This window comes from Chitinophaga silvisoli (genome assembly GCF_003412465.1).
GTDB classification, from domain to species: Bacteria; Bacteroidota; Bacteroidia; order Chitinophagales; family Chitinophagaceae; genus Chitinophaga; species Chitinophaga silvisoli.
Map to the genome: position 1 here is coordinate 220,695 of NZ_QTJV01000009.1, position 23,048 is coordinate 243,742.

20 protein-coding genes and 1 tRNA gene are annotated in these 23,048 nt (G+C 47.4%); 4 read left to right on the top strand and 17 right to left on the bottom strand.

Going from position 1 to position 23,048, the window contains the following annotated elements:
- Nucleotides 1-42: 42 nt before the first annotated feature.
- Complete coding sequence (gene ppsA / locus DXN04_RS22615) at nt 43-2,556, bottom strand: phosphoenolpyruvate synthase (RefSeq protein WP_116855679.1); 2,514 nt, start codon at nt 2,554-2,556, stop codon at nt 43-45.
- The gene (locus tag DXN04_RS22620) at nt 2,553-2,999 is read right to left on the bottom strand and encodes a MarR family winged helix-turn-helix transcriptional regulator (protein WP_116855680.1); all 447 of its coding nucleotides are present in this window, start codon (nt 2,997-2,999) and stop codon (nt 2,553-2,555) included. The genes ppsA and DXN04_RS22620 overlap by 4 nt, the downstream gene beginning before the upstream one ends.
- A gap of 222 nt (nt 3,000-3,221) precedes the next feature.
- Here DXN04_RS22620 and DXN04_RS22625 point away from each other — a divergent pair, with 222 nt between their 5' ends.
- Nucleotides 3,222-3,902, top strand: coding sequence for a hypothetical protein (locus DXN04_RS22625; RefSeq protein ID WP_116855681.1), 681 nt, complete (start codon nt 3,222-3,224; stop codon nt 3,900-3,902).
- Between the two features lie 52 nt (nt 3,903-3,954).
- A complete protein-coding gene (locus DXN04_RS22630; protein WP_116855682.1) occupies nt 3,955-4,512 on the top strand; it encodes a hypothetical protein in 558 nt (185 codons plus the stop codon).
- A gap of 136 nt (nt 4,513-4,648) precedes the next feature.
- Here DXN04_RS22630 and DXN04_RS22635 read toward each other — a convergent pair.
- From DXN04_RS22635 to DXN04_RS22645, 3 genes are all read right to left on the bottom strand, one after another.
- Nucleotides 4,649-4,721 (bottom strand) — tRNA-Lys (locus DXN04_RS22635).
- An 80-nt stretch (nt 4,722-4,801) separates the two neighbouring features.
- Nucleotides 4,802-7,225: a penicillin acylase family protein gene (locus DXN04_RS22640; RefSeq protein WP_116855683.1), complete on the bottom strand. Its 2,424-nt coding sequence runs from the start codon at nt 7,223-7,225 to the stop codon at nt 4,802-4,804.
- 311 nt (nt 7,226-7,536) lie between these two features.
- Nucleotides 7,537-8,646: an aminotransferase class I/II-fold pyridoxal phosphate-dependent enzyme gene (locus DXN04_RS22645; RefSeq protein ID WP_116855684.1), complete on the bottom strand. Its 1,110-nt coding sequence runs from the start codon at nt 8,644-8,646 to the stop codon at nt 7,537-7,539.
- Between the two features lie 56 nt (nt 8,647-8,702).
- On the opposite strand from DXN04_RS22645, the gene miaE reads away from it, so the two are divergent.
- Nucleotides 8,703-9,299, top strand: coding sequence for a tRNA-(ms[2]io[6]A)-hydroxylase (gene miaE / locus DXN04_RS22650; protein ID WP_116855685.1), 597 nt, complete (start codon nt 8,703-8,705; stop codon nt 9,297-9,299).
- Between the two features lie 27 nt (nt 9,300-9,326).
- On the opposite strand, the gene DXN04_RS22655 is transcribed toward miaE, so the two are convergent.
- Together DXN04_RS22655 and DXN04_RS22660 are read right to left on the bottom strand one after the other, a co-directional pair.
- Nucleotides 9,327-9,755 carry a hypothetical protein gene (locus DXN04_RS22655; protein WP_147320036.1) on the bottom strand — a complete coding sequence of 143 codons (429 nt, stop codon included), beginning with the start codon at nt 9,753-9,755 and terminating at the stop codon, nt 9,327-9,329.
- Between the two features lie 18 nt (nt 9,756-9,773).
- Nucleotides 9,774-12,014, bottom strand: a complete 2,241-nt coding sequence (locus DXN04_RS22660) for a patatin-like phospholipase family protein (RefSeq protein ID WP_116855687.1) — start codon at nt 12,012-12,014, stop codon at nt 9,774-9,776.
- Between the two features lie 204 nt (nt 12,015-12,218).
- Here DXN04_RS22660 and DXN04_RS22665 point away from each other — a divergent pair, with 204 nt between their 5' ends.
- Nucleotides 12,219-13,703 (top strand): MFS transporter, encoded by a 1,485-nt coding sequence (locus DXN04_RS22665; RefSeq protein WP_116855688.1) that lies wholly within the window; start codon nt 12,219-12,221, stop codon nt 13,701-13,703.
- A 42-nt stretch (nt 13,704-13,745) separates the two neighbouring features.
- Here the strand turns inward: DXN04_RS22665 and DXN04_RS22670 are convergent, their stop codons facing one another.
- The 10 genes from DXN04_RS22670 to DXN04_RS22715 all read right to left on the bottom strand — a co-directional run bounded on the left by DXN04_RS22670 (nt 13,746) and on the right by DXN04_RS22715 (nt 22,914).
- Nucleotides 13,746-14,729 carry a GSCFA domain-containing protein gene (locus DXN04_RS22670; protein WP_116855689.1) on the bottom strand — a complete coding sequence of 328 codons (984 nt, stop codon included), beginning with the start codon at nt 14,727-14,729 and terminating at the stop codon, nt 13,746-13,748.
- A 4-nt stretch (nt 14,730-14,733) separates the two neighbouring features.
- Nucleotides 14,734-15,579, bottom strand: coding sequence for a hydroxymethylglutaryl-CoA lyase (locus DXN04_RS22675; RefSeq protein WP_116855690.1), 846 nt, complete (start codon nt 15,577-15,579; stop codon nt 14,734-14,736).
- Between the two features lie 25 nt (nt 15,580-15,604).
- Nucleotides 15,605-16,393, bottom strand: a complete 789-nt coding sequence (gene rlmB, locus DXN04_RS22680; protein ID WP_116855691.1) for a 23S rRNA (guanosine(2251)-2'-O)-methyltransferase RlmB — start codon at nt 16,391-16,393, stop codon at nt 15,605-15,607.
- A gap of 60 nt (nt 16,394-16,453) precedes the next feature.
- Complete coding sequence (locus DXN04_RS22685) at nt 16,454-17,011, bottom strand: NUDIX domain-containing protein (protein ID WP_116855692.1); 558 nt, start codon at nt 17,009-17,011, stop codon at nt 16,454-16,456.
- 302 nt (nt 17,012-17,313) lie between these two features.
- Nucleotides 17,314-18,267: a GNAT family N-acetyltransferase gene (locus DXN04_RS22690; RefSeq protein ID WP_116855693.1), complete on the bottom strand. Its 954-nt coding sequence runs from the start codon at nt 18,265-18,267 to the stop codon at nt 17,314-17,316.
- Complete coding sequence (locus DXN04_RS22695; protein ID WP_116855694.1) at nt 18,251-19,165, bottom strand: EamA family transporter; 915 nt, start codon at nt 19,163-19,165, stop codon at nt 18,251-18,253. Before DXN04_RS22695 ends, DXN04_RS22690 begins: the two co-directional genes overlap by 17 nt.
- A gap of 124 nt (nt 19,166-19,289) precedes the next feature.
- On the bottom strand, nt 19,290-20,687 hold the full coding sequence (locus DXN04_RS22700) for a pyridoxal phosphate-dependent decarboxylase family protein (RefSeq protein WP_116855695.1): 1,398 nt from the start codon (nt 20,685-20,687) through the stop codon (nt 19,290-19,292).
- A gap of 219 nt (nt 20,688-20,906) precedes the next feature.
- Nucleotides 20,907-21,410 carry a methylated-DNA--[protein]-cysteine S-methyltransferase gene (locus DXN04_RS22705; RefSeq protein WP_116856005.1) on the bottom strand — a complete coding sequence of 168 codons (504 nt, stop codon included), beginning with the start codon at nt 21,408-21,410 and terminating at the stop codon, nt 20,907-20,909.
- A gap of 32 nt (nt 21,411-21,442) precedes the next feature.
- Nucleotides 21,443-22,327, bottom strand: a complete 885-nt coding sequence (locus DXN04_RS22710) for a DNA-3-methyladenine glycosylase family protein (protein ID WP_116855696.1) — start codon at nt 22,325-22,327, stop codon at nt 21,443-21,445.
- A gap of 56 nt (nt 22,328-22,383) precedes the next feature.
- Entirely contained in the window at nt 22,384-22,914 is a 531-nt protein-coding gene (locus DXN04_RS22715; RefSeq protein WP_116855697.1) for an ArsR/SmtB family transcription factor, read from the bottom strand.
- Nucleotides 22,915-23,048 lie beyond the last annotated feature (134 nt).

Genomic DNA, 23,048 nt, shown 5'->3' on the forward strand with positions numbered 1-23,048 from the left:
TTGACTATCGATTACAAACACCCATTTATGAAATGAGTTCTATTATTTTCCATTTTCACTACTCAGTATTTCTATAAATCCCTCACTGCCGTTCACCCGGATCCGCATCCCGTCTTTAATAATCTTCGTTGCATTGGCAACTCCCACCACTGCCGGCAGTCCATACTCCCTGGCGATAACTGCCCCATGCGTCATCAAACCGCCTATTTCCGTCACCAACCCTTTGATTGATACAAATAGCGGTGTCCAGCTGGGATCAGTAAAAGTCGTGACCAATATATCTCCCTCTTCCAGGTCTGCGTCTTCCATCTTCAGGATTACCCTGGCCCTTCCCTCTATGATGCCCGCGGAAACAGCTAATCCAACAAGGGCATTGGCAGGAAGATTTTCCAGTTTATAAACACTGCTGATGATCTCCCCGTCAGAAGTCATCACTCTTGGTGGTGTCAACTTTTCAAAGATCTTAAATTCTTCTTTACGTGTATCGATCAATTGATCATCCAGCTGATGCGTACGCACTACTTCCCGCAGTTCATCAAAAGTGAGGTAATAAATATCTTCTTTCTCCCGGATCACGCCTGCCTGCACCAGTAACTCCGCTTCTTTTAAGATCGCCTGTTTATATATAAAATACCGGCAGATCTTAGCATACTTCGGGAACTCCCTGTAACCGATAAAATTCCGGATCAGGCTGATTTTTTCTTTTGTTTCCGCAGCCTGTTCCGAATTCAGGCGGGATAATAAATCTCTGGCTTTATTCTCAGCTTCCAGTTTGCCTTTCTCAAATTTACGCCGGCTCTCGCCCGGTGCAAAGTTCCGGATATTGCTCAGGATCAGTGGTGCCAGCATGGCCGGTTGCTCACTCCAGCGGGTTTTCGTAATATCAATTTCTCCTACACAGCGCATGCCATACCTGTCAAGGTAATCAGTAATCGCTTTCCAGGCCGTAGGATTTAACTGCTTTAATTCAGCTAAAAAATCCTGTTCATGAGCCTCCTGTAAAAAAGCAATGACTTCCGGGAATGGCCGCATCGCATCAGCGACATCGAGCAATGCCAATCCCATTTCTGACGTAATATTATTCGGTACAGATTGAGAAATAATATCGGCTACACCTTTTTCACCCAGCCATTCGAACATTTTCTCATTGACCCAGGCAGAGGTCTCCATCCCGGCCATAATGACGGCTAAACTTTGTTGGTTAGAGAGGTTTCTTTTTAAGGTTTCCAGGTCATGCTGAATGAAATCAAACAAGGCGACTCCCTGCTGCGTTTGGATAGAGTTCCTTAATTCATCTATAGATGCCCTGGCCGCCTGAATCAACTCTGCTACAATTGCCGGATCATTTTCAACTTTCGTTTGAGGGCGGGGAGGCATCGTATCCGCTGATGGTTTGATAAAACCTTCCCGTTCAACTATCGTGATAAGTGCATCCCTGAACAAAGGATCATATTTCCCAAAGGTACCTATCAGCATTTCCCTGCTGGCAGGCGCTGATAAATGCGGGGCCACATCGATGTACAGGCGGCCTCCCGCTGTACACATGCGGGCAGGAGTGGTCATTAAGAAGAAAGATAATCCCAGGGGCTTCATGGCATCGGTCATCATCTGGTTATGCCCGACAGAAAGGTAGACATGATTTTCCTGGTCATCGGACACCGGAATGGGATATAAGGTCGTAATCGGCCGGCTCTGTACAATATAAAACTCCCCGTTTGCCAGGCACCATTCAATATCCTGTGGCTGGCCAAAATAAGCCTCTATTTTACGTCCAAGAGCATTTAGTGATATACATTGCTCATCGGTCAGAACAGGCGCATTTTGCCTGTCTTTATCAATTTCCTGTTGGATCGTTCCTCCTGTTTCGGCAGCTACAACCTGTAAATGCTTATCAGCAATCTTTTTTTCAATTATTATCCCCTCTTTCACCTTATAATTATCCGCATTCACAAGCCCACCTACCAGTGCCTCTCCCAGTCCGAAACCGGCATCAATAGACAACACTTTTCTATGGCCTGTCACAGGGTCTGCGGTAAACAGGATGCCGGATGCTTCCGGGAACACCATTTTCTGAATAATCACCGACAGGTATACTTTGGTATGATCAAAGCCATGTTGCTCCCGGTACACAACAGCCCTCTCTGTAAACAGGGATGCCCAGCACTGACTGATATGTGTAATGAGCTGGTCCTTTTTGATATTCAGGTAGGAATCCTGCTGCCCTGCAAAGGATGCCGTGGGCAGATCCTCCGCTGTGGCACTGGAGCGTACCGCATAGGTACTTTCTTCACTTAATAAGGAAACAGCCTTTACAACCTGTTCCGGCACGGGCACACCTTGAATAGCGGCCCTGATCTTTGCAGCCGAAGCAGCAATATTGTCTTTATCAATCCGTATTGATATGTGCGCAATGATGTCTTTATATACATCTGTTGTAATACAATATCCTTCCGGCACCTGGATCCCTTCTATCCTGGAAAGTGCTCCCAGCCTGGCACCCTTGCCTCCAACCAATGGCAGTTGAGTATGATCTATTTCCTTAAAATCCAGTATCATAATTTATCAGTTGTCTCATTCATAATCTCAATCGCACCGGAAAAATACTTTTCAAGTACTTTCAGTTCTTTATTGTTGAAGGAAGCAATCAGTTTTTCAGACTGACTGCGGTACTGCCTGTACAAAGGCTCCAGCAAAGCCATGATCTTTTTGGTATCCGGTACGATCATCACCTTTCTTCTATCCTCTTCCGCCAATTGCCTTTTGACCAGCTTCTTCTTTTCCAGCCTGTCTATCAAGCCGGTTACCGCACCGGTAGTCAGCCCGGAAAGCCCGGCCAACTCACCGGCTGTCATTTCGCCTTTCTGTAATAAAAAGCCCAGGTACTTATGATCAGTACCTGATAGCCCCGCCTTCCGGCCAATAGCCTCATGCATTTGAATGGAGGTGTAGGCATATGCCTGACTGAGTCTCCTGATCTGGGTGACGACATCCGTATCCATAAATATATCTTATTCGGTAAATATCTTAGTTGCTAAGATAATATTTTTTCAAATAAAAATTTCATGAAAGAGGGAATTCAGCAGGGAGAATGAAAACTATTTTCAAAAAAAAGGCACTACTTTTTATGTATGCACAGTTAAACCAAATCTGAGCTAACAACCCGGTCTCTTAGAAGATCCTAAAAAATTATCGTAATTTTCTCCCAAACCTATGCCTGAGGAATGAACTATAAAATTATCAAGGACGAAGCTGTACTGCGTGCATTTATTGATTGGTTGCCGGTACTGGAAGATAGTGAAGTCTACTATGTATCCCTGCTTGCCAGAAGCAAATATTCAGCTGCTATCAAGTCGGATAAACAACAATTGAAACGCTTCACCAGCCGGAAAGAGGATCTGTTTAGCAAAATCTGGCAACTGGAATGCCCGGTGGGGGCATACACACACAAAGGTGAGCCTGTTCCACAGGAAGCCCTGGCTATCTATATCACCCCGAACCCAAGAAGTATGTATGATGCCCTGTTCGGATCGCTGACGGCCCTGGCAAAAACAATACAGCACCAGAACAAGTCTGCAAACCCTCACCAGGAAGTGATGAATGAAATTCAAAAATCCAAAAGCAGGAGTTGTTTTGTGGATTTTGATTTTGATTATAAGGATGAGAATTTTGGAGAGGAATTAAAGGCGAAGATCTTTGAGCGGATCGGTCATTCTGCTAAGGTGAGCTTTGTGGAGACCAGGGGCGGTTTTCATGTATTGATTGACCCGACTACCGTGGAGGTGCCTTTCAGGAAACGCTGGTACCAAAGTATTATGGAGCTACCCTATGTAGATCAATCCGGCGATCAGCTGATTCCTGTGCCGGGATGTGTACAGGGTGGCTTTATGCCTGTACTTTTATAAATGAAAGAATAAGTTTTAGAAAAACATTCATCAGTAACCCAAACAATGATTTATGAACTCATTTTTTAAATCCCTGCCTGTCATTGCAGCAATAACATGTTTTGCCTGCAAGGCCCCATCACACGTATACGAGTTGCATAAAATGAAAGACTTTAATATCGGAGCAGCAAGTGCCTTTGTCAACCAGGTCCGGCGTCTGCAGCCTATTGATAATATCTCCATCCTCGACACAAGGTATGACGGCAACGAGTTCAATGTAAATCTGCAAAACATCTTTTTAGACACCACCCAGGCGGACCAGGCCAATTATTATAATTACAGGAGGAGAGCGGCGGAAATAAATGTTCCTGCAGATAGCCTGTATAGTTGCCTGCAACTGTTTGACAAAGCAGGTGTGAATGAATTTGTCAGGAATAAAGACTTTTTTCTTTTCAGGGTGGTTGTAGGCTTCACGACCAACAAGGGCTATTTGTATACGGAAAATGAAAAGGCAAAAAGTGGAGATACTTTAATAGCCACATCTGCCAGGAACAGGGGCTATGAATACAAAGTGATCTTGCAAAAGCAATTGGATAAGCATTGGTTTGAATACTATGAAGCACCGATGTAAAGGGGAAGCGATGGATCAAATTGAATTCCTGCGGAAGCCTGAAAATTTTCCAGGTGCTGCTAAAGTTAGCTGAAGAAATGACAAACAATGACTACAAATAAAAAGCCCGACTTCGCTGAGAAGCCGGGCTTTTCTGTGATCCCGTTGGGACTCGAACCCAAGACCCATACATTAAAAGTGTATTGCTCTACCAACTGAGCTACGGAATCATTCCCTTTCTTCGTGATTGGGAGTGCAAAGATAGGAATTAATTAATTTCTTCCAAATCCAAACGCAATTATTTTTTAAATTAATTTAAAATCATCCTGTACTTCACCGCCGGATCCTCCCGCTGGTCGGGCTTAAACAGATGCAGCAGGTAATATTTTCCATTCACCCAATCCTGCACTGCATTATCATAATACGGACTACCCGGGTTCCCGCTTTCCCCGCCAGGATAGATCCCATAAGCTTCTACAGGATCTCCCATCTGCACAATCATTCTCCAGGATGGCCCGTGATTTTCTTTGATACAATTCACGATATGCCGGCCACCGCCTGTATACAAGTGATATGCACCAAACGGAACAATACTACGGGTGATGTGCCTGATGTCAGTACCACGGTAACGCCCCCACTCTAATTTATTTTTCCCTTCCAGCATTTTTGCGGTGTCCGCTGCCTTGGCCAGGGCTGCGTACATCAGGCCGGACAAAGTTTCTTTTTCCGGTGTGTTGATATTGTCTATGAAGTGAAAGGCTGTATCCTTAATTAATAAATTCAGGGTTGTTTTTTCCCATGGCATTTGATAGGCATCTTCTCCGAACTGTGCCATATCATCATTCCATATCTCGCTTTGCAAATTGTTCCAGACTAACTGAAACACTGTAGCAGCCTTGCTATCAGCAGTGCTTTGCTGGTTCCACGATGTAAGGAGTGCCCAGTAGTTTTGTTGATCAGGTGTCAACGATGCCTTGTTCAGGTGCGCACCAAATACCGGAAGCGCAGCCCTTGCCAGCAGGTTGGTGTAGTCATTTTGTAAGGCCATCATATCCTGGATAGTGATCTGGCTGTCAGCCGCCAGTACCTCATTGATACGCTTGCCGCGGAACAGGTCATAACCCCCGACGAAATTATAAGGATAGGTATCATCTGTCGGATTTTGATTGGCAGAACTAACAAAACCTCTTGCCGGATTATGTAAATGTGGCAATTCGTTTTGAGGAATATACCCCTGCCATGCAAAGGTACTGTCATCGCCAGGCATAACAAATTTCCCCTGGTCTTTCCAGCGCAAAGGATACTTTCCATTATGCCAGATGGCGATATCGCCGGCCCTCGAAGCAAAGGCAAAGTTCTGCGCAGGACATTGGTAGTCTTTGATCGCAGCGAGGTAATCGTCGTAATTCTTTGCCCTGTTGAGGAGCAGGAAAGTACGCAGCTCATTCGAAGGATCATGGGCTTTCCAGCGCATGGCCAGGAACTGGAATTCTTCTTTCTGGTGCTCAGGGAATGTGTTATCATATGCGACGGGACCCCATACGGTATATGCCACCGTGTCGTAGAAAGGTTTTTGGCCCCTGATGTTGATTTTTTCTATGCGAAGGTCTGCATCCCGATATGCTCCCTTGAACAAATATTGCTTACGGCCATTGCGGAACTGCAATTTGTAGAAGTCTTTTACATCTTCTTCCCCATTGGTCACACCCCAGGCAATGTCGTTATTGAAACCAATGATTACTCCCGGTGCACCAGGCAATGAAGCGCCATAGGTATTCATTTGCGGCGTATGGAGTTGAATTTCGTACCAGAGTGAAGGCAGACTCAGACCCAGGTGTGGATCATTACAAAGGATCGGTGCCCCCGAGCGGGTTTTGGAACCTGCGACTGCCCAGTTGTTACTGCCATTGTCCGGATCAGGTTTTTCCTCTTTGAACTTTTGTAAAATTCCCGCCAGTTTGATGATGCTATCCGGCGGAGGTACCGCCTTCAGCGTAGCCGGATCGAATTGTGTGTTTTTAGGCACGATCGGGTCCAGGCTATCATTGAAATCAGGATACATCAGGTTGAAATCCTTCAGGCTGAAGAGGCGGCGGGCATTGGTGTATTCCAGGTCTTCAGCTTCACCGGCCAGGTCGTTTGCCATCAGTTTGAGCAATATGGCGGACTTCAGGGTGGTCCATGCCTCTGGTTTGTAATCCAGGAGCTTATATTCTATAGGCAGTGATGCCTTGCTCAATGAGGCGATATAAGTATTTACACCGGCAGCGTAGGATTCCACAGCTGTTTTGGTGAGGGGATCCTTTTCCATTTCCTTCAATGCAACCTCTGCACTGTAGATCATACCACGACGGCGTTGCATCCTGTCGTAATCCAGCATTTTAGGGCCTAAGATTTCGGACAGGCGGCCAGAGGCGGCAAAGATCTGCAGCTCCATTTGCCAGAGACGATCACGGGCATGTATAAAACCTTCTATATAGTAAGCATCCGCTTCATTCTCTGCAAAAATATGAGGCACCATACGGTCATCCAGCCATACTTCGGCTTTACCTGTAAGTCCAGGGAGGTCGATGGTTTCATTATAGTCTTTGCTGATAGGGGTAGCGTTTTGCCAGAACCCTTCCTGGGGGCTGAGTAAAGGGCCTACAGGAGGCAGGGCACCCCATTTCTGGGACAAAGCGAAAATGAGTACGGCGGTTATTCCGGTCGAAATGGCGAATGGTAGAATTCTCATAGCAAGGAAGTGAATAGCTAATATACAGAATTCTGGGAGCAGCGAACCGCAAAGCCATCGAAAGGCGCTTAATTTTTTAAAAAGAGCGAGGGTATTGTCGATCCTTGCCGGATTTAACCCTCAGATAGGGGTAACCTGCTAATAAACCGGCTATGATCCGCAGGTAAGCCGCCTCTTTTAGAATGCAGGTTATTGGCGGATTATATGCGGGTTATCTGCGGGTTATCTACGGGTTATCTCCCTTAGAAAGCGCAAGGAGAGCCAAAGTTGACCCTTTTGAGCCAACTAAACCCAATAGCATCAGCTATTTACTACTTAGTCAGGACGGCTATACACCTGTCCACTTCCTCTTCTGTGTTGAAACTATGCAATACGATCCGCAGGCGCTCCCCGCCTTTTGGCACGGTGGGGTGTAAAATAGCCCTCACATCCAGACCTTCACCCTGCAGGCGTGCCGCCAAATCGCGGGCAGCGGTGTTTCCGGGGCTCAAAACGACCTGGATAGGCGTTTCGCCAGGCAATGTATCCAGCGCAGCCACTCCCTCCCGGAAACGGGCGATTAAGGCCGATAAATGAGCTCTTGCCTCCTGCATGTAAGGGAACAGATCGTAACTGGCCATGATAGCTGCCATCGCGGTAGGCGGCAGGGCCGTGGTATAGATAAATGAGCGGGAAAAATTGATGAGAAAATCGCGTAAATGAGCGGACCCCAACACCACTGCGCCATGACAACCTACTGCCTTGCCAAAAGTGTGTACCCTGGCAAAACATTGCCCCTGCAATCCCAGGTGCTGTACCAGGCCTTCCCCTTTGGCCCCCACTACACCGGTAGCATGGGCCTCGTCCACCACCAGGTAGGCCCCTGCCCTTTCACAAATGGATGTAATGGCGGATAAAGGCGCAAAATCACCATCCATGGAGTACACTGACTCTACCGCTACAAATACATTGCCGCCAGCATTGGCCAGCTTCTTCTCCAGGTCCTGGGGATCATTGTGCAGGAATGAAAATGCCTGTGCTTTTGAAAGGCGGATGCCATCGCGGATACTTGCGTGAATCAGGGAATCATAAATGATTGTATCTCCTTTCTGAGGCACTGCACTAAACAAACCGAGATTGGCATCGTAGCCGGAATTGTAAATCAGGCCAGCGGCACTCTGGTGAAAGGCGGCCAGCATGGATTCGGTTTCTTCTACCCAGGCATAATTGCCGGCAAGCAAGCGGGAACCGGTGCTACCATGTGCAAAAGGACGGGCTGCCAGGAGCTGGTGCACCGCTTCCTGCATGGCCATACTCTTTGCCAGGCCCAGGTAATCGTTGGAACAAAAGTCTACCATACCGGGAGCCGGCAGGCGTAATTGCCGGAAGGCATGCTGTTCTTTGCGCGCTGCGAGTTGCGTTAAAAGAAAATCTTCTTTCATCTTTCAAAGCTAAGTAACTTTGCGGACGATAATTAATGAAAAGCAACTTAACGCGCATGAGTAAAGTATCCATCCTCGGACTTCATCTTCCTTCTGACCCACGTTGGGTAAACCTGGCCGCTATTTCTCTGGAAGAAGTGCTGACTGACCATGCTTTTTGTGAGCAAAAAGCTGCAACTTCCTGTATTTCGCTCATCCAGCGTTATCCGCACAGGGACAGGCTGGTACAGGAACTGGCTCCGATCGTGACGGAAGAATGGGGACATTTCAGGCAGGTATTGGCGGAGATGAGGAAACGTGGTTTCCAGTTAGGAAAACAACGAAAGGATTTATACGTAAATGAACTGATGCTGCACCAAAATAAAGGCGGAGACCCGGATACAGTTTTCCTGGATCGCCTGCTGACCTTCGCGCTGATTGAGGCGCGTAGCTGCGAACGTTTCAGATTGCTGAGTGAAGGGCTGGAAGATGAATACCTGCGGGAGTTTTATCGGAAATTTATGATTTCTGAGGCGGGGCATTATCGCCTGTTTATAGACCTGGCTAATGAATATCTGCCGGAAGAAAGGGTGAAGACACGCTGGCAGGAATGGTTGAATATAGAGGCGGATATTATGGATAAGATGGAGGTGAGAGGAGATAGAATGCATTAGCATATAAAAAAGAGTGCGGCAGGATGATCATCCTGCCGCACTCTTTTTTATCAGATTTCTGCCCTTGAAACTTAGCTGGCAAAGCCAGTAAATAATCACTGCAATGAATAACATCAGGCCTACATACCATCCCATGTAAGGATCGTTTCCCAAACCATCATTTTCCGATATATACGTGTTATTTTGTGCATTATAATATATGGGAATCTGCTCTCCAATTTTAAAATTGATGCTGCAGCCAGGGCATATAGTAACTTTTTGTATGCCCCCATTATGTCTAAAACTTACAGTACCATTCCGTTTTGAAGAAGGAGCATATACATCAGTTATATTGACAAGCACCCGATTCTCTTCCTTAATTGTTTCATTACGGTTTTGAACCTTCCTATAAGCAGAACGCATTGCAAGAAAGGAGATGATAACAATTATCAGCGTTGTAATTAATCTTTGGTACATGCTGGCGGTATCTCTTTATTAAAAATTAAACCCAATATTGACATAAAAACGTAAACGGCCATCCTGGTCGCAATACATCATCGTCCCTTCTATAGGCCCCATGAACGTGGAGTAGCCGGCAGAAATACCGTAGCCACTCAGGTAATTATACCGCTGATTCACATCCCCCATAAAATCATACACTGCTGCACCTACTCTTGGTGTGGTAAAGATATTCTTAGTGACTTCATACTGGTAAGCCAGTTGCAGCGTAGCTGCTGATGATGTATTGACCTCCCCTTCGAGGATCCCGACAAATGGTAATTGGTTGCGCAGTACGTTCGCAAGTCCCCCGATCAGAAATGCATTGATCGGGCCTTGCCTGTGATTAAAGTTCACACCGCCACCCGCCTGTATTTGCAAAGCACCCCGGTAGCCAAAAGGAATATGATACTTTGCCTGTAACATCGCCCGCTGGTAATCGGCAAAACTGAAATTGGTAGAATCCAGTGGTTGTTGCACCCCATCGCGGAAGGCTCTGAAACCCGGGTTTTCATTATAGATCCAGCCTGCTTCGAATTGCAGGTCCAGCCCTTTGCGCGGGTAGATTTTCCTGTCGAGCGAGTTGATGCCCGCATATAAGTAGCTGTTCAACTGCGTGCTGTTGCCCCGGATCTCCTGCTCCTCTGAATAGCGGGGGTTCAGGTTCTGGAATTCCCAGCGCGTGCCGACACCAATTGCCATAATACTATTCAGCGTATACTGGAAATGGATGTCTGTACTTAGATATTTACTATGATAATCCTGCTTTGCTTTCAGGTTTTCATATTGTGTCATGGAGTTATCTTCGAAGTAGAAACCCAGGCCCACGCCAAAGTTCCTGTCATGCCCGGTGTATTTAAAGTACTCTGCCTGTACCCGTGGATTTTCGCTGATAGCAGCTGTTACAAATGCGCGGGAGTTAGGTACGATAAAGTTGCGCTGGGTAATATTCACGATTGCGCTGGCATTTGTAAAACTGTTATAGCTCAGTGCGAACTTCACATACGTGAGCGGGTTCTCTTCCACATTTACGTTCATGATGGTCTGGCGCTTGCCATCCGGCACCAGGTCGTAAGTGATCATTTTATAGAAGCGGGTACCGAATACATTCAGTACGGCTTCTTTGATATGCTGGGAGGTATAGCAGCCACCGGTTTTGAGACCAAGCCGGCCTAAAAAGAATTTCTCATCCGAGTGTTTGAGGCCATTTACATGGATCGCTGTCAACTCGATATCGGCCGTGAATGGCAGGCGGTCTTTTTCGAAAGGCGGCAAGGGATACAGTTCCTGCAGGGAATCTGCGAGGTGCTTGAAGATAGGGTACATCTCCCTGCCTTTGCGTTTACCAATTTCGATGATGGAATCAATACTCCCAAAGCTGGCAGCACTGTAGTTTTCCAGTTTATGCTGGATGAAGATATCGCAGAGTTGTTTTTCGTCTTTGAAGTCGTCCGCATCTTTGTAGAAACCTAGTTGCTGAATCACATCCAGGGGTGTCTGTAACTGATCTGATTTGCGGAGCCCTTCTGATACATTGGAGCCGATGACGATGTCCGCTCCCATTTCCTTGGCAGTGATCACGGGGAAGTTCCTTACCACGCCTCCATCTACCAGTTTACGGTCCCCGATATTAATGGCCGTGAAAATAGATGGAATGGCCATGCTGGCACGGATAGCAGTAACTATGTCGCCTGTATCGAGGGTGACAATGGCACCATTTGATACATCGGTAGCGATACATTTGAAAGGAATATTGAATTGAGAAAAATCCCTGGTACCATTGGCCGGCCAGCACATACGGGCGAGTTCCAGCCATAGCTGTTCACCAGCAATAACCCCGGAGGCGAGTTTAGGCTTGCTGTATTCAAAAGGAATTTCGATAATGTATTTATTATACTCTTTCTTTTCTTCGTAAGAGATGTCGGTGAGTACGGGTTGGTTGGTAAAGAGGTTGTTCCAGTCGAGTTCCCTGGCCATTTTCTCGATGGCGCTACCGGAATAGCCCATGGAATAAAGGGCTCCCACGATGCTGCCCATACTGGTGCCGGTGAGGTAGTCTATTTTCAGTCCTGCGCTGTCGATGGCTTCAAGGATGCCGATGTGGGCCAGGCCTTTGGCACCGCCGCCGCTGAGGGTAAGTCCGATTTTGGGACGGCCCGCCCCTGACTGCTGTGCAAAGATGACGGCAGGCAAAAAAACGATCCCTAACCAACAAACAAATACCCTTCTGAAACGCATATATCTTGACGGTGTAAATCCTTAATTGACCCGAAGGTAGCTGAATAAGTTTAAAATAAAAGTGACTTTACCCCATAGCGGGGATCTGTCCAAAATCTACGGCATAAGTGCGTCTTCTAAAAATATAATATTTACGTTTTTTTTATTATTTTATACAACTATTTGTAGCATTTCAAACTATTAGGACTACATATATTCTCACGTATGAATAAACACACGACCGCGCACAACATCTGGCAGGTGATCCTGGCCTCTTCGGCTGGTACCCTGATAGAATGGTATGATTTCTACATCTTTGGCAGCCTGTCTGCAATTATTGCTGAGAAATTCTTTCCCCCCAGCAATCCTGATCTTGCCTACATTATGACACTGGCCACTTTTGCGGTGGGATTTGTAGTCAGGCCTTTTGGAGCGATTGTGTTCGGAAGACTGGGGGATATTGTCGGCAGGAAGTATACTTTCCTGCTCACACTACTCATAATGGGTGGGTCTACATTTGCGATAGGCCTGGTACCCGGCTATGCGGCTATCGGGGTACTGGCACCGATAATTGTATTGCTGCTAAGGCTCTTACAGGGATTGGCGCTGGGGGGTGAATATGGAGGTGCGGCTACTTACGTGGCAGAGCATTCGGCGCATGATAAACGAGGGTATTATACCAGCTTTATACAGACGACGGCTACCCTGGGATTGTTTGTATCCCTGGCGGTGATCCTGATTACCAGGAGCAGTATGACAACAGAACAGTTTAATGACTGGGGCTGGCGGGTGCCGTTCTGGTTGTCCGTATTGCTGGTACTGATGTCTTATTATATCAGGATCAGGTTGCAGGAATCGCCCGAATTTGCGCAGTTGAAGGCGGAGGGAAAGACGGCGAAAAATCCGATCAAAGAGAGTTTTGGGAAGAAGGAGAACCTGAAAGTGGTGTTGCTGGCATTGTTTGGTGCGGCCATGGGACAAGGTGTGATCTGGTATACCGGGCAATTCTATGCTTTGTCGTTTTTGCAGAAGACGATGAATATTGAGTTTGTGCAGTCGAATATTATTATCGCGGTTGCGTTGGTGTTGGGTACACCGTTCTTTATTTATTTTGGAAGATTGTCGGATAAGATCGGGAGAAAGAAGATTATGATGACGGGGATGCTGATAGCGGCATTGTCGTATTACCCGATTTATGCGGGGATGGATAGGATTGGGAATATAAGTTTGAAGACGGAGCTGAAGGCGAAGTATACGATAGAAAATACGATGTCGAGAAATGAGAAGATGCAGAATGTAGAGAAGACGGTGAGGACGAAGATGTATGATGACGACACAAAGGTGAGAGAGGTGGTGGTGAATACGGACGGGAAGGAGGAAAAGAAGACGGAGGTGGTAGTGGGCACTGCTGGCTTGATCCAGCTAGTGTTGCTGGTGTGGGTGCAGGTGATATTCGTGACGATGGTATATGGGCCGATAGCGGCGTTCCTGGTGGAATTGTTCCCTGCGAGGATCAGGTATACTTCTATGAGTTTGCCTTATCATTTGGGGAATGGGGTATTTGGCGGCCTGTTGCCGACGGTGGCAACGATATTGGTGACGGAGACGAAGAATCACCTGGCGGGCTTAGTGTATCCGATTGGGGTGGCGCTGATTTGCTTTGTGATTGGGGTGGTGTTTATAAAGGATAATATGATTTCGAAGGAATAAGTTTTTCAGGAAGCGTTTCCGGGTCTTCAGACCCGGAAACGCTTATTTTGCCTGGGAACTAAAGCGATTGAGAAGGTGCTGCAGTGGCAAAGCCGGGTGCTGTTGCATCAGTTGCTCCACCTTCTTTATATAAGTATTAATAAATTGCTGGTGCTGTTTGCCTTCCGGGTTGAAAGGACGATGCGCTGCCGCCCTGTTCAGTTCAGCAAGCTGCGTGAGCAGTGACTGGTCAGCAGTGGCGAGACCTGCCTTGATGAAATGTTCCCAGACATAGTCGATGGCCATTTCATTCGGGTGTACAAGGTCTTCTTTGTAAAAGCGGTAATCCCGCAAGTCATCCACCACCAGTTCGTACGCAGGGAAATAAAAGAGGCGGTCGAATTTATTGACCATATGATGTACCGCCTGTAAGAGGATCGCCTTGCTCAGGTTATTCTCCACTACCCCATCTCTTACATATCTCACCGGACTGATTGTAAATAAGATCTTCACTTTCCTGTTCCTGAAAAACAGGCGATGCATTGCATTGTCCAGGGCAGAAATAATATCCTGTGCCGTCAGCATTTTTTTATAAAAAGCCGATGCTGGTGCCTTATGACAATTGCCCACTACCTTTCCGCTTTCCTGCAAGGTGTAGGTGTGTGCAGAACCCAGGGTGATCATTAACCAGTCCAGCTCTTCCAGTCTTTGGGTGGCCGCTTCCTGTTGGGCGTTGATGCCTGCCAGTACTTTATCGGGATCTACACCGGAAAAACGGCTGTGGTGATCCCAGCTATGCCAGAGGTCTCCCTGCTGGAAGAGGTCTTCGTGGGTATAAATCTTATTGTCAAGGTACGTGTGAATCGATTGTGTGATACTGACAGGATTGTACAATATGCCATGCGGATTGACAAGTGCATCGAAGTAATGCCCCTGCAGGCGCGCGCCTATTTCTTCTGCAAAGCAGGACCCCATGAGCAATAAGCGATCTGAATATTGCAGGGGCGCCGGAAAAGGCGTAACCGGAAATGTAAGGCGAAAGTTCATGGTACTAATAGAAAATGCGATCTGCTATACGCTGGGCGGTTTCTAAAGCCGCCAGGTCGAGTTGTAAAGGCTCATGCTGTTTCAGGCAGAATTCCAGCAGGCGCTCAGTGGCGAGGTTGCCTACCAGTTCATCTTTAGCCATGGGACAGCCTCCGATCCCTTTGATCGCGCTATCAAATCGGCGACATCCTTCGGTATAGGCAGCGGCTACTTTCTCCTCCCAGTTGTGGGGAGCAGAATGGAAATGCGCGCCAAACTCCACGACAGGATATGCTTTTATGAGTGTGGAAAATAGTTGTGTAATGATTTCAGGTGTGGCCACACCTACGGTATCAGCCAGTGAAATGGTGACGATATCCATTTCGACCAGTTTTTCGACCCATTCCAGGGCGATGGCAGCATCGTATGGGTCACCATAAGGATTGCCGAAGCCCATGGAAATATAGATGACCAGTTGCTTGCTGTTTTTGATACAGAGCTCCTGCATGGTATCTACGAGTTCCAGTGAATCGGCAATCGTTTTGTTGGTATTGCGTAACTGAAATGTCTCTGAGATGGAGAACGGGTACCCCAGGTAAGCGATTTCTTCATGCACCACGGCTTCTTCAGCCCCTCTCTGGTTTGCGACAATTGCCAACAGGCGACTTTTGGTAGCGGAGAGGTCCAGTTGTGACAGGACTTCTCTGGTATCGGCCATTTGTGGAATGGCTTTGGGAGATACAAAGCTGCCAAAGTCTATCGTATTGAAACCAACGCGAAGCAGGGCGTTCAGGTAGTTTACCTTATCGGCGGTGTCGATGGACCGGTGCCAGCCCTGCATTGCGTCGCGGGGACATTCAATGAGTTTCATGGTGGATGATGTTATGATATTGAGTTTAGATGCCTCTCTGCTTCATCGCTTCGTACAGGATAATCCCTGCTGCCACTGATACATTAAAAGATTCAAAATTGCCGCTCATCGGGATGCGGAACTGAACGTCCGTCGCCTTCAGGAGAGCAGGATAAACGCCTTTATCTTCCGATCCCATAATCACTGCCACCGGTTCATTCAGGGGCAGGTCATAGAGTTTGGCTTCGGCTTCCATTTCACTGGCTACGACCTTAATACCATTCAGGTGTAAGGTATCGATCGCTTTCAGGAGACTATTTACACGGCAGATGGAGATTTTCTCCAGTGCACCTGCCGAGGATTTGATGGCTTCTTCATTGAGTGCTGCGATCCCTTTGTCAGGGATGATGATGGCCTGCGCGCCGCAGCATACTGCACTACGGGCAATAGCGCCGATGTTCCTGACATCTGTAATACCATCCAGGATGAGGAACAGGGGTGTTTCGCCCGAGTCGGTCACGTGAGAGATCACATCCTGGAGGTCAAGGTAGCTGATATGCCCTGTAATGGCAATACAGCCCTGGTGATTTGCCTGGGTAAGGCTGTTCAGCTTTTCTGTCGGTACCAGGTTGATGGGAATATTATATTGTGCAGCCAGGCTTTTGATCTGGGGGATAATGTCCCCGCTGGCAGTGCGTAACAGGTAAATGCGCTCGATGGCTTTCCCGGCCTGGATGGCCTCTACTACCGGCTGCCGCCCTATTACCATGGCCGAGGCCTTAGGCCGGGGCGCATGCTGCCGGAAACCGGCAGGCTTATGTCTTCTGTGTTCCATTGCCGCAAAGATAAAGATTTACGGCTGGTGTTCCAGCGGGTGAGGGAGAATCAACAAAAACTATAACTCCCCTTCCAGCTGCATCAGCCTTATCTTCAGGATGGCTGCTATCGACAGGGAATCCGTTATCTCATGCCGCTTTACCATCTGGTATGCTTCTTCGAAGGGAATCTTCCGGATATGCAGTTGCTCCGTCTCCTCCGGTTCTGCTTCGCGCTGCTCCAGCTCACGAGCCAGGTAAACGACACCGGCTTCATCTGAAACAGAATTGGACAGGTGCATTTTGATAATCGGCTCCCAGCTATGGGCAATGAGTCCTGTCTCTTCCAGCAGCTCTCTTTTGGCAGATGCCAGGGGATCGGTACCCAGGGGGCCACCGCCTTCGGGAATCTCCCAGGAGAAGGCATCGATGGCAAAGCGAAACTGACCTACCAGGTAGATATTTCCATCTTTGTCGTAAGGAATGACACCTATGGCAGCATTTTTAAAATGAACTACGCCGTAGATGCCTCTGCCGCCGGAGGGGTTCAGCACCTGGTTTTCGGTCACGCTGATCCAGGGATTGTCGTATTCTACTTTGCTGGACAGTACTGTCCATGGGTTATGATTCAGATCCATAATGTACAAATGTAAGATTTGTGACAAGGATTGTGCCGGGCCCGTGGGTAAAAGTAAAATGGGGGTAATTTAAAAAGGACGGGGGCTGATTAAAGGGAACGAATGGAGAAAAGCGGCATTGCATGCATGAAAATGAGAGAGTAGGTAGCACTCATTTCACAGATAGGTGGTTATAATTGATAGTCAGGGTTGAGGGGTAATTATGAAATGAGTTCCGGTTATAAAAAAAACGTCCCGCGCAAAGGCGGGACGATGTCAACCAGATGAACGGCGGTAAATACCTTTGATCATCATACCTAAATCTAAATCGTATCTTTTTTCAGATTGAATAATTCGTTTATTTGCGATAAGTGGTGCTTCATATGTATTAGATAATCTTCGATCAGGTAACGCAGTGTCACCGGCTCGTTTTCGTTTACTTTAACTGTATGCTGCAAGACTTCTGTTGGTATAGTCCGTATCGTTAGTACAAGGTGCTGATTAAAAACGGACCACAATTTAATTAAATTCTGCCAGTTCATGAACTGCCATGCCTGTCCCTTTGTCCAAAATTCCTGATCATATCCCGGAATTTCCAACAAAGATATCTGTTGCGCGCGTATTATCCGAACGTTATTATTAATTGCTGAATCGACCAGGTGTCCCAATATTTCTTTTATACTCCATTTACCTCTCCTTAAGCGCACTGCCGCTTCCCGGTCGCTAATGCCTGAGAGCAGCTGTTCCCAGCCGGTGACAAGGCTTGCCAGCTCCGTGGCCACTGCATACTGCGGGCTTTCTTTACCAAAGGTATATTCCATCTTAATGTTGCTGCGTTGGTATCTCCCCTCTTCTACAGGAATTTCCCTGAAGCCGAATTTTTCATACATATTTAACGCAGGTACCAGGATCGTATTGGAATATAACACTACTTTTTTATATCCCTGTTCTTCAGCCAGGCGCATTATTTCTTTTACCAGCTGCCAACCTATCTTGTACCCCTGAAACTTTTCATCCACTGCCAGTTTCGTCATTTCCGTAGTTGCTGCATCTATGGGTTTCAGGGCGACAGTTCCCACTATTTCATCTCCTGCTGCCGCAAAGATGATTGTACCGCCTTTACCCAGTATATACTTATCTGCCTGTTGCAGAGACTCAGCATCCGCAGGCTCGAAAGTGAAATACTTTTCTATCCAATGCCTGTTCAGTCTCTCAAAGTGTGGTAAGAGGGCAGGCTCACAGCCTATCAGCCGGATTGTATCAATTGCTGTGTTCATACTTCCTTTTATTTTTATTGACGGATACATTTACCATATAGACACCGGCCAGGGTAACGAGGCAGGATAAGGCGGTTGTCCAGTTGAGTTGTTCTTTTAAGATCAGCCAGCCCAGTGTAACGGCTACGATCGGATTGATATAAGCGTATACTGATGCCAGTGAGGTAGGCAGGTTATTGAGGGCAAAGACATAGGATGAATAACCTACGATAGAGCCGATAAAGACCAGGTACAGGAGGCTTTCCCACAACTCAATGTTCATGGATGATGCTGAAATGCTATACCCCATGAGTGACACTGTGATGAGCATAACGATGCCGCTGAAGAACATCTGGAATCCTGCACCATAGAGGAAGTTTACTTTTAATGCCCAGCGGGCGGTGAGTACAGAACCAATGGCCCAGCTGATGCAGGCGATGAGGGTCAGGAAGATCCCGAGTCTGAACGCCGGGTTGGTAAGACTTGAGAGGTAGTTATAAAAGATGCCCGCTACCCCCAGTAACCCGATGATCATCCCAATGATTAATAAGGGTGACAGGCGGGTACGCTGTACCATAAAATAACTGAAGATGGTAATCCAGATGGGTACGGTGGCTACGACGATGGCACAGAGTCCGCTGGGAATATATTGCATGGCCCAGGTAATGAGGCCGTTGCTGAGGCAGAGCATCATGACACCTATTACGAATAGGCGGGAAAGCACAATCTTGTCGGGCAGGCGGTATCCTTTGAGCAGGAAATAGCTGATGAGGATGATGCCGGCTGCGGTTTGGCGAAGGCCTGCCAGCATAAGACCGTGCATGTGCCGAACGCCTACGCTGGATGCGAGGTAGGTGGTACCCCAGAAAAAACTGACCATGGCCAGGGCAATATAGGCGTTTGTGTTAGACTTTTTCATTGTGTGCGATGTTTTGAAATCAGATTAAAGCGGTTATTGCCCTTATGGGTTGAGATTGTCGGAAGATTTCTGTTAATAATATTATGGCCTGGTAGAAAAGGCATTCAATAAATGTAATCCTGCGTTAATGGACTGAAATGAGCTGCGACATCTCCTCCCACACCAGATCCACATCTTCCGCTGTTGTACGCCAGTTCACCAAAGCTGCCCGGATACCGGGTATTCCCTGGTAAACCGTAGGTGTCATCACCACCTTCCCGTTTTCATTCATGGTTTGCAGGAATTGCTTTATAGCCGCCGGCAGCTCCCCGGCAGGTACATTGAGTGTAAAGCATGCTACACAAAGGTTTACAGGCGCCAATAAACGGAAAGTATCGCTGGCTTCAATCAATGCACCCAGTTTCTTCGTAAGCCGCACATTATTCTCTACTATATCCGCATAGCCATTTGCACCATACGCCATGAGGGTATGCCATGCCGGCAAAGCTCTCAGGCGGCGGGAGTTTTCAGGCGTATAATTGCTATATACAAAAAACTCATCGGGGTCAGGCAGGTAGCTGGCACCTACATTTCTGAAAGCGGCCATTTGCAGTTTGGGATGACGGGTAAAGATCATAGCGGAATCGTAAGGTACGTTCAGCCATTTGTGTGCATCGATGGTGATGCTGTCTGCCACTTCCCAGCCCTGCAATAAATTGCGATACGCAGGATGGCAGGCGGCAAATCCACCGAAGGCAGCGTCTACATGGAGGTAGAAACCATATTGCTGTTTGAGTACTGCAAGTGATTGCAGGTCATCGAAGTCCACCGTATTCACTGTACCTGCGGCAGCAACGAAGATCAAAGGTTCCCCGGTGTGAGCTTCGAGGTAGGCGGTGAGTGCGGTAAGATCTACTGATTCCCTGCCGGGCAGGGAAGGAATCTTTACCAGCGCGTTGCGGCCTATGCCCAGCATGGCCATAGATTTCACGGTACTGGAGTGTGGGGTACAGGAAAGAATTTTTATACCGGGCAATGCGGCGATGCCTTCCTGCGCCACGTCTGTACCATACCTGTTGCCCAGCCACTGGCGGGCGATAGCGAGGCCTGAAAAATTGGACATGGTGGCACCGGAAGTGAATACGCCGGTATATGCATCCGGCAAACCGAAGAGTTGACGGAGAAAAGAAATGGTTTCTCCTTCTATATAGAAAGATGCGCCGTCTTTGTTGGCGGCATTCATGTCATATACGGATGTTAACCAGTCACCGGCGATGGCTGCAGGTGTAGCGCCACCGGTCACGAAGCCCCAGTAACGTGCACCGGCGTTGCCGGCGAGCATGTGTTCGTAGCGGGTTTTGAAGATGTTCAGCGCCTGGGAAGCACCGACACCCTGTTTGGGCAGGGATAATGGCGTAAAGGCACCTTTCGCCACATCGACGGGCAATTTGTCTATACCGGCCAGGAAGGCCGAGCTGATATCTTTGGTCTGTTGGAGCAGTTGATCCATTTGCTGGAGGTCCTGAAAGAGTGTTTCATTCATGGCGGTAGGTTTGAGACCACAAAAATGAAATAAAAAGACAATAAAAAACAGATTCAGTTTTCCGAATTTCGACCAGATCAGATGGATAAGGGGTCATTACAACCGGGTAAAATGGTTGATTGTTACCCGGATCTGAAGGGCTTTATTTTAGAAAAAAAGGTTGATGGTAAGCCGAATCTGAAGGGTTTTATATTTTAAAAAAAAGAAGCCGCTGTCCTGTTAGAACAACTGCCCCTGTTGTCCAAACCTGTATTTCATTTCATGTTCCAACAACCACTTCTTCCGCCAAAGGCCTCCCGCATACCCGGTCAATGTTCCATCGCTCCCGATCACCCTGTGACAAGGCACTACCACCCACAGCTGGTTACGCCCGTTCGTGGTACCTACCGCACGAATCGCCTTTGGATTATTCAGGTCTTTTGCCAGCTGTAAGTAAGTAGTGGTCTGCCCGTAAGGAATAGTGAGCAATTTGTCCCACACGGACTGCTGGAAGGCTGTTCCCACCTGTGCAACCGGAATTGTGAAATTGCGAAGACTGCCCGCAAAGTAGGCTTCCGTTTCAGCTACACATTGCAGGAATACATCGGGTAGTTCCGTCTTGTGTAGCAAAGGCAGATCGGTTTTATCATTGTCCCGGATGCTGAGTGCATTGATGGTTGTATCTGTTCCAGCGATGAGCAGACTGCCTACGGGTGTCGGGGTAAAGTAGTGGTACTGTTCCATATTGGTTAATAGCGTTTTTGAATAAGATTGATTTACTGCTGTAAGGATCTCCATAAATAAAAGGTAGCATAAGCAGCATGCTGCTGCCAGTGCTGTGTATATTCCTTTATCTCAGCCAGTGAAGGCTTTACGGCCAGTTGCAATTGTTGTTTCAATGCATTGTGTAGTCCGGCATCTTCCAGTGGCAAGGCTTGCCAGTAACGGCTGAATTTCATCAGTACGTAATTGGCCGACCAGTTACCAATTCCTTTGAAGGAGATGAGGTATTCGCGGGCGGCGGTGTAATCGAGTGATTGCAACTGTGTAAGACTAAGGCGTTCTTCGGCCATTGCCTTTGCGATAGAGATGATGTAATCAGCCTTGCTGCGGGAGAACTGCATGTCAGTGAGTGCGGCAGGTTCCAGTGCAGCAATGGTAGCCGGCTGTGGATATACGTAGTAGGTTTTGCCGAGGGAGGTAATAGCATCTCCGTAAGCATGGATCAAACGTTGTTTGAGTGTATATGCAAAAGAGAGATTGATTTGTTGTCCGGTGATGGTCCAGGTGAGGGCTTCGAACAGTTCGGGAATGCCGATGAGCCGGAGGCCTTTGTATTGCTGAATAAGGGGCGAGAGAATTTTATCCTTTTTTGCGAAGGTGTAAAACTCATTGAGGTCTGCATCGAGGTGCAGCCAATGGCTGATGTAGTTCTTAAGACAGGCAGGATCTGCGGCTGTGTTGGTTGTTACCTGCAAACCCTGTTTTTTGGGAGCATCTGTGATCGTAGTGAGCACAGGGGTATTGTTCACCACAATTACTTTGCGGAGGGTATTACCTTCTACTTCATGCAGGCATTCCTTATCAGAACGACTGAGGAAAACGAGGCATTCATCGAAGGAAAAATTAGCGTGATCGGTAACTGGTATGGTAAATTTCATCAGCGCGTTCTATTATTATTGAGTACTTCGGCAAATAATGGCTGCCCATCGTGATGCTATGGCTTACATCGCTTACAGGCCCTGTAACCATTCTTCAGTGCATCGTCCTTATTATCATAAAAGATCACATTGTCCGGCCTGGGATTGGCAGAACAGGAAGGTTTGCAGAAGATGCCCGTGGTTTTTACAGCCGTATAAAATACCCCGTCAAAGGTTTTATCCTTACTGAGCAGGGCCTGCAGCATAACGGGCTGCGTCAGGGGCATTCCCTTTTTGTATGCAGTATCGTCCAGGAATACCCCGTGATCATTATCAATTGAATGCGCTCCCCATTGAAGATAGGCATCCACCCAGTCTTTAAAGGCATAGAAAGCAGATTTGCTGAGATAGCCGTAGCGCTCGCGGCCTGCCTGGTAAATGCGGATCCAGCCGGTATCTTCCAATAACTGCAAGTGCTTGGAGACCGCCTGGCGGCTGATATGACCGAAGTGATCATTGATCTGGTTTATATTGAGAGGGGCTTTGCGCAGGAGTTCGAGCACTTCTCTTCTGAGGGGGTCGGCAATTCCTTTAAACAACTCATCCATTTGAGCAACTTTTTAGTTGCACTAAATTATGCAATTTTTTAGTTGCGCAAAATAATTCTTCCAATTATTATCCACTTGAAAAGATTAAAAGCAAACAGTTCAATTTTCCGTACATTTGACCATATCAGAATATT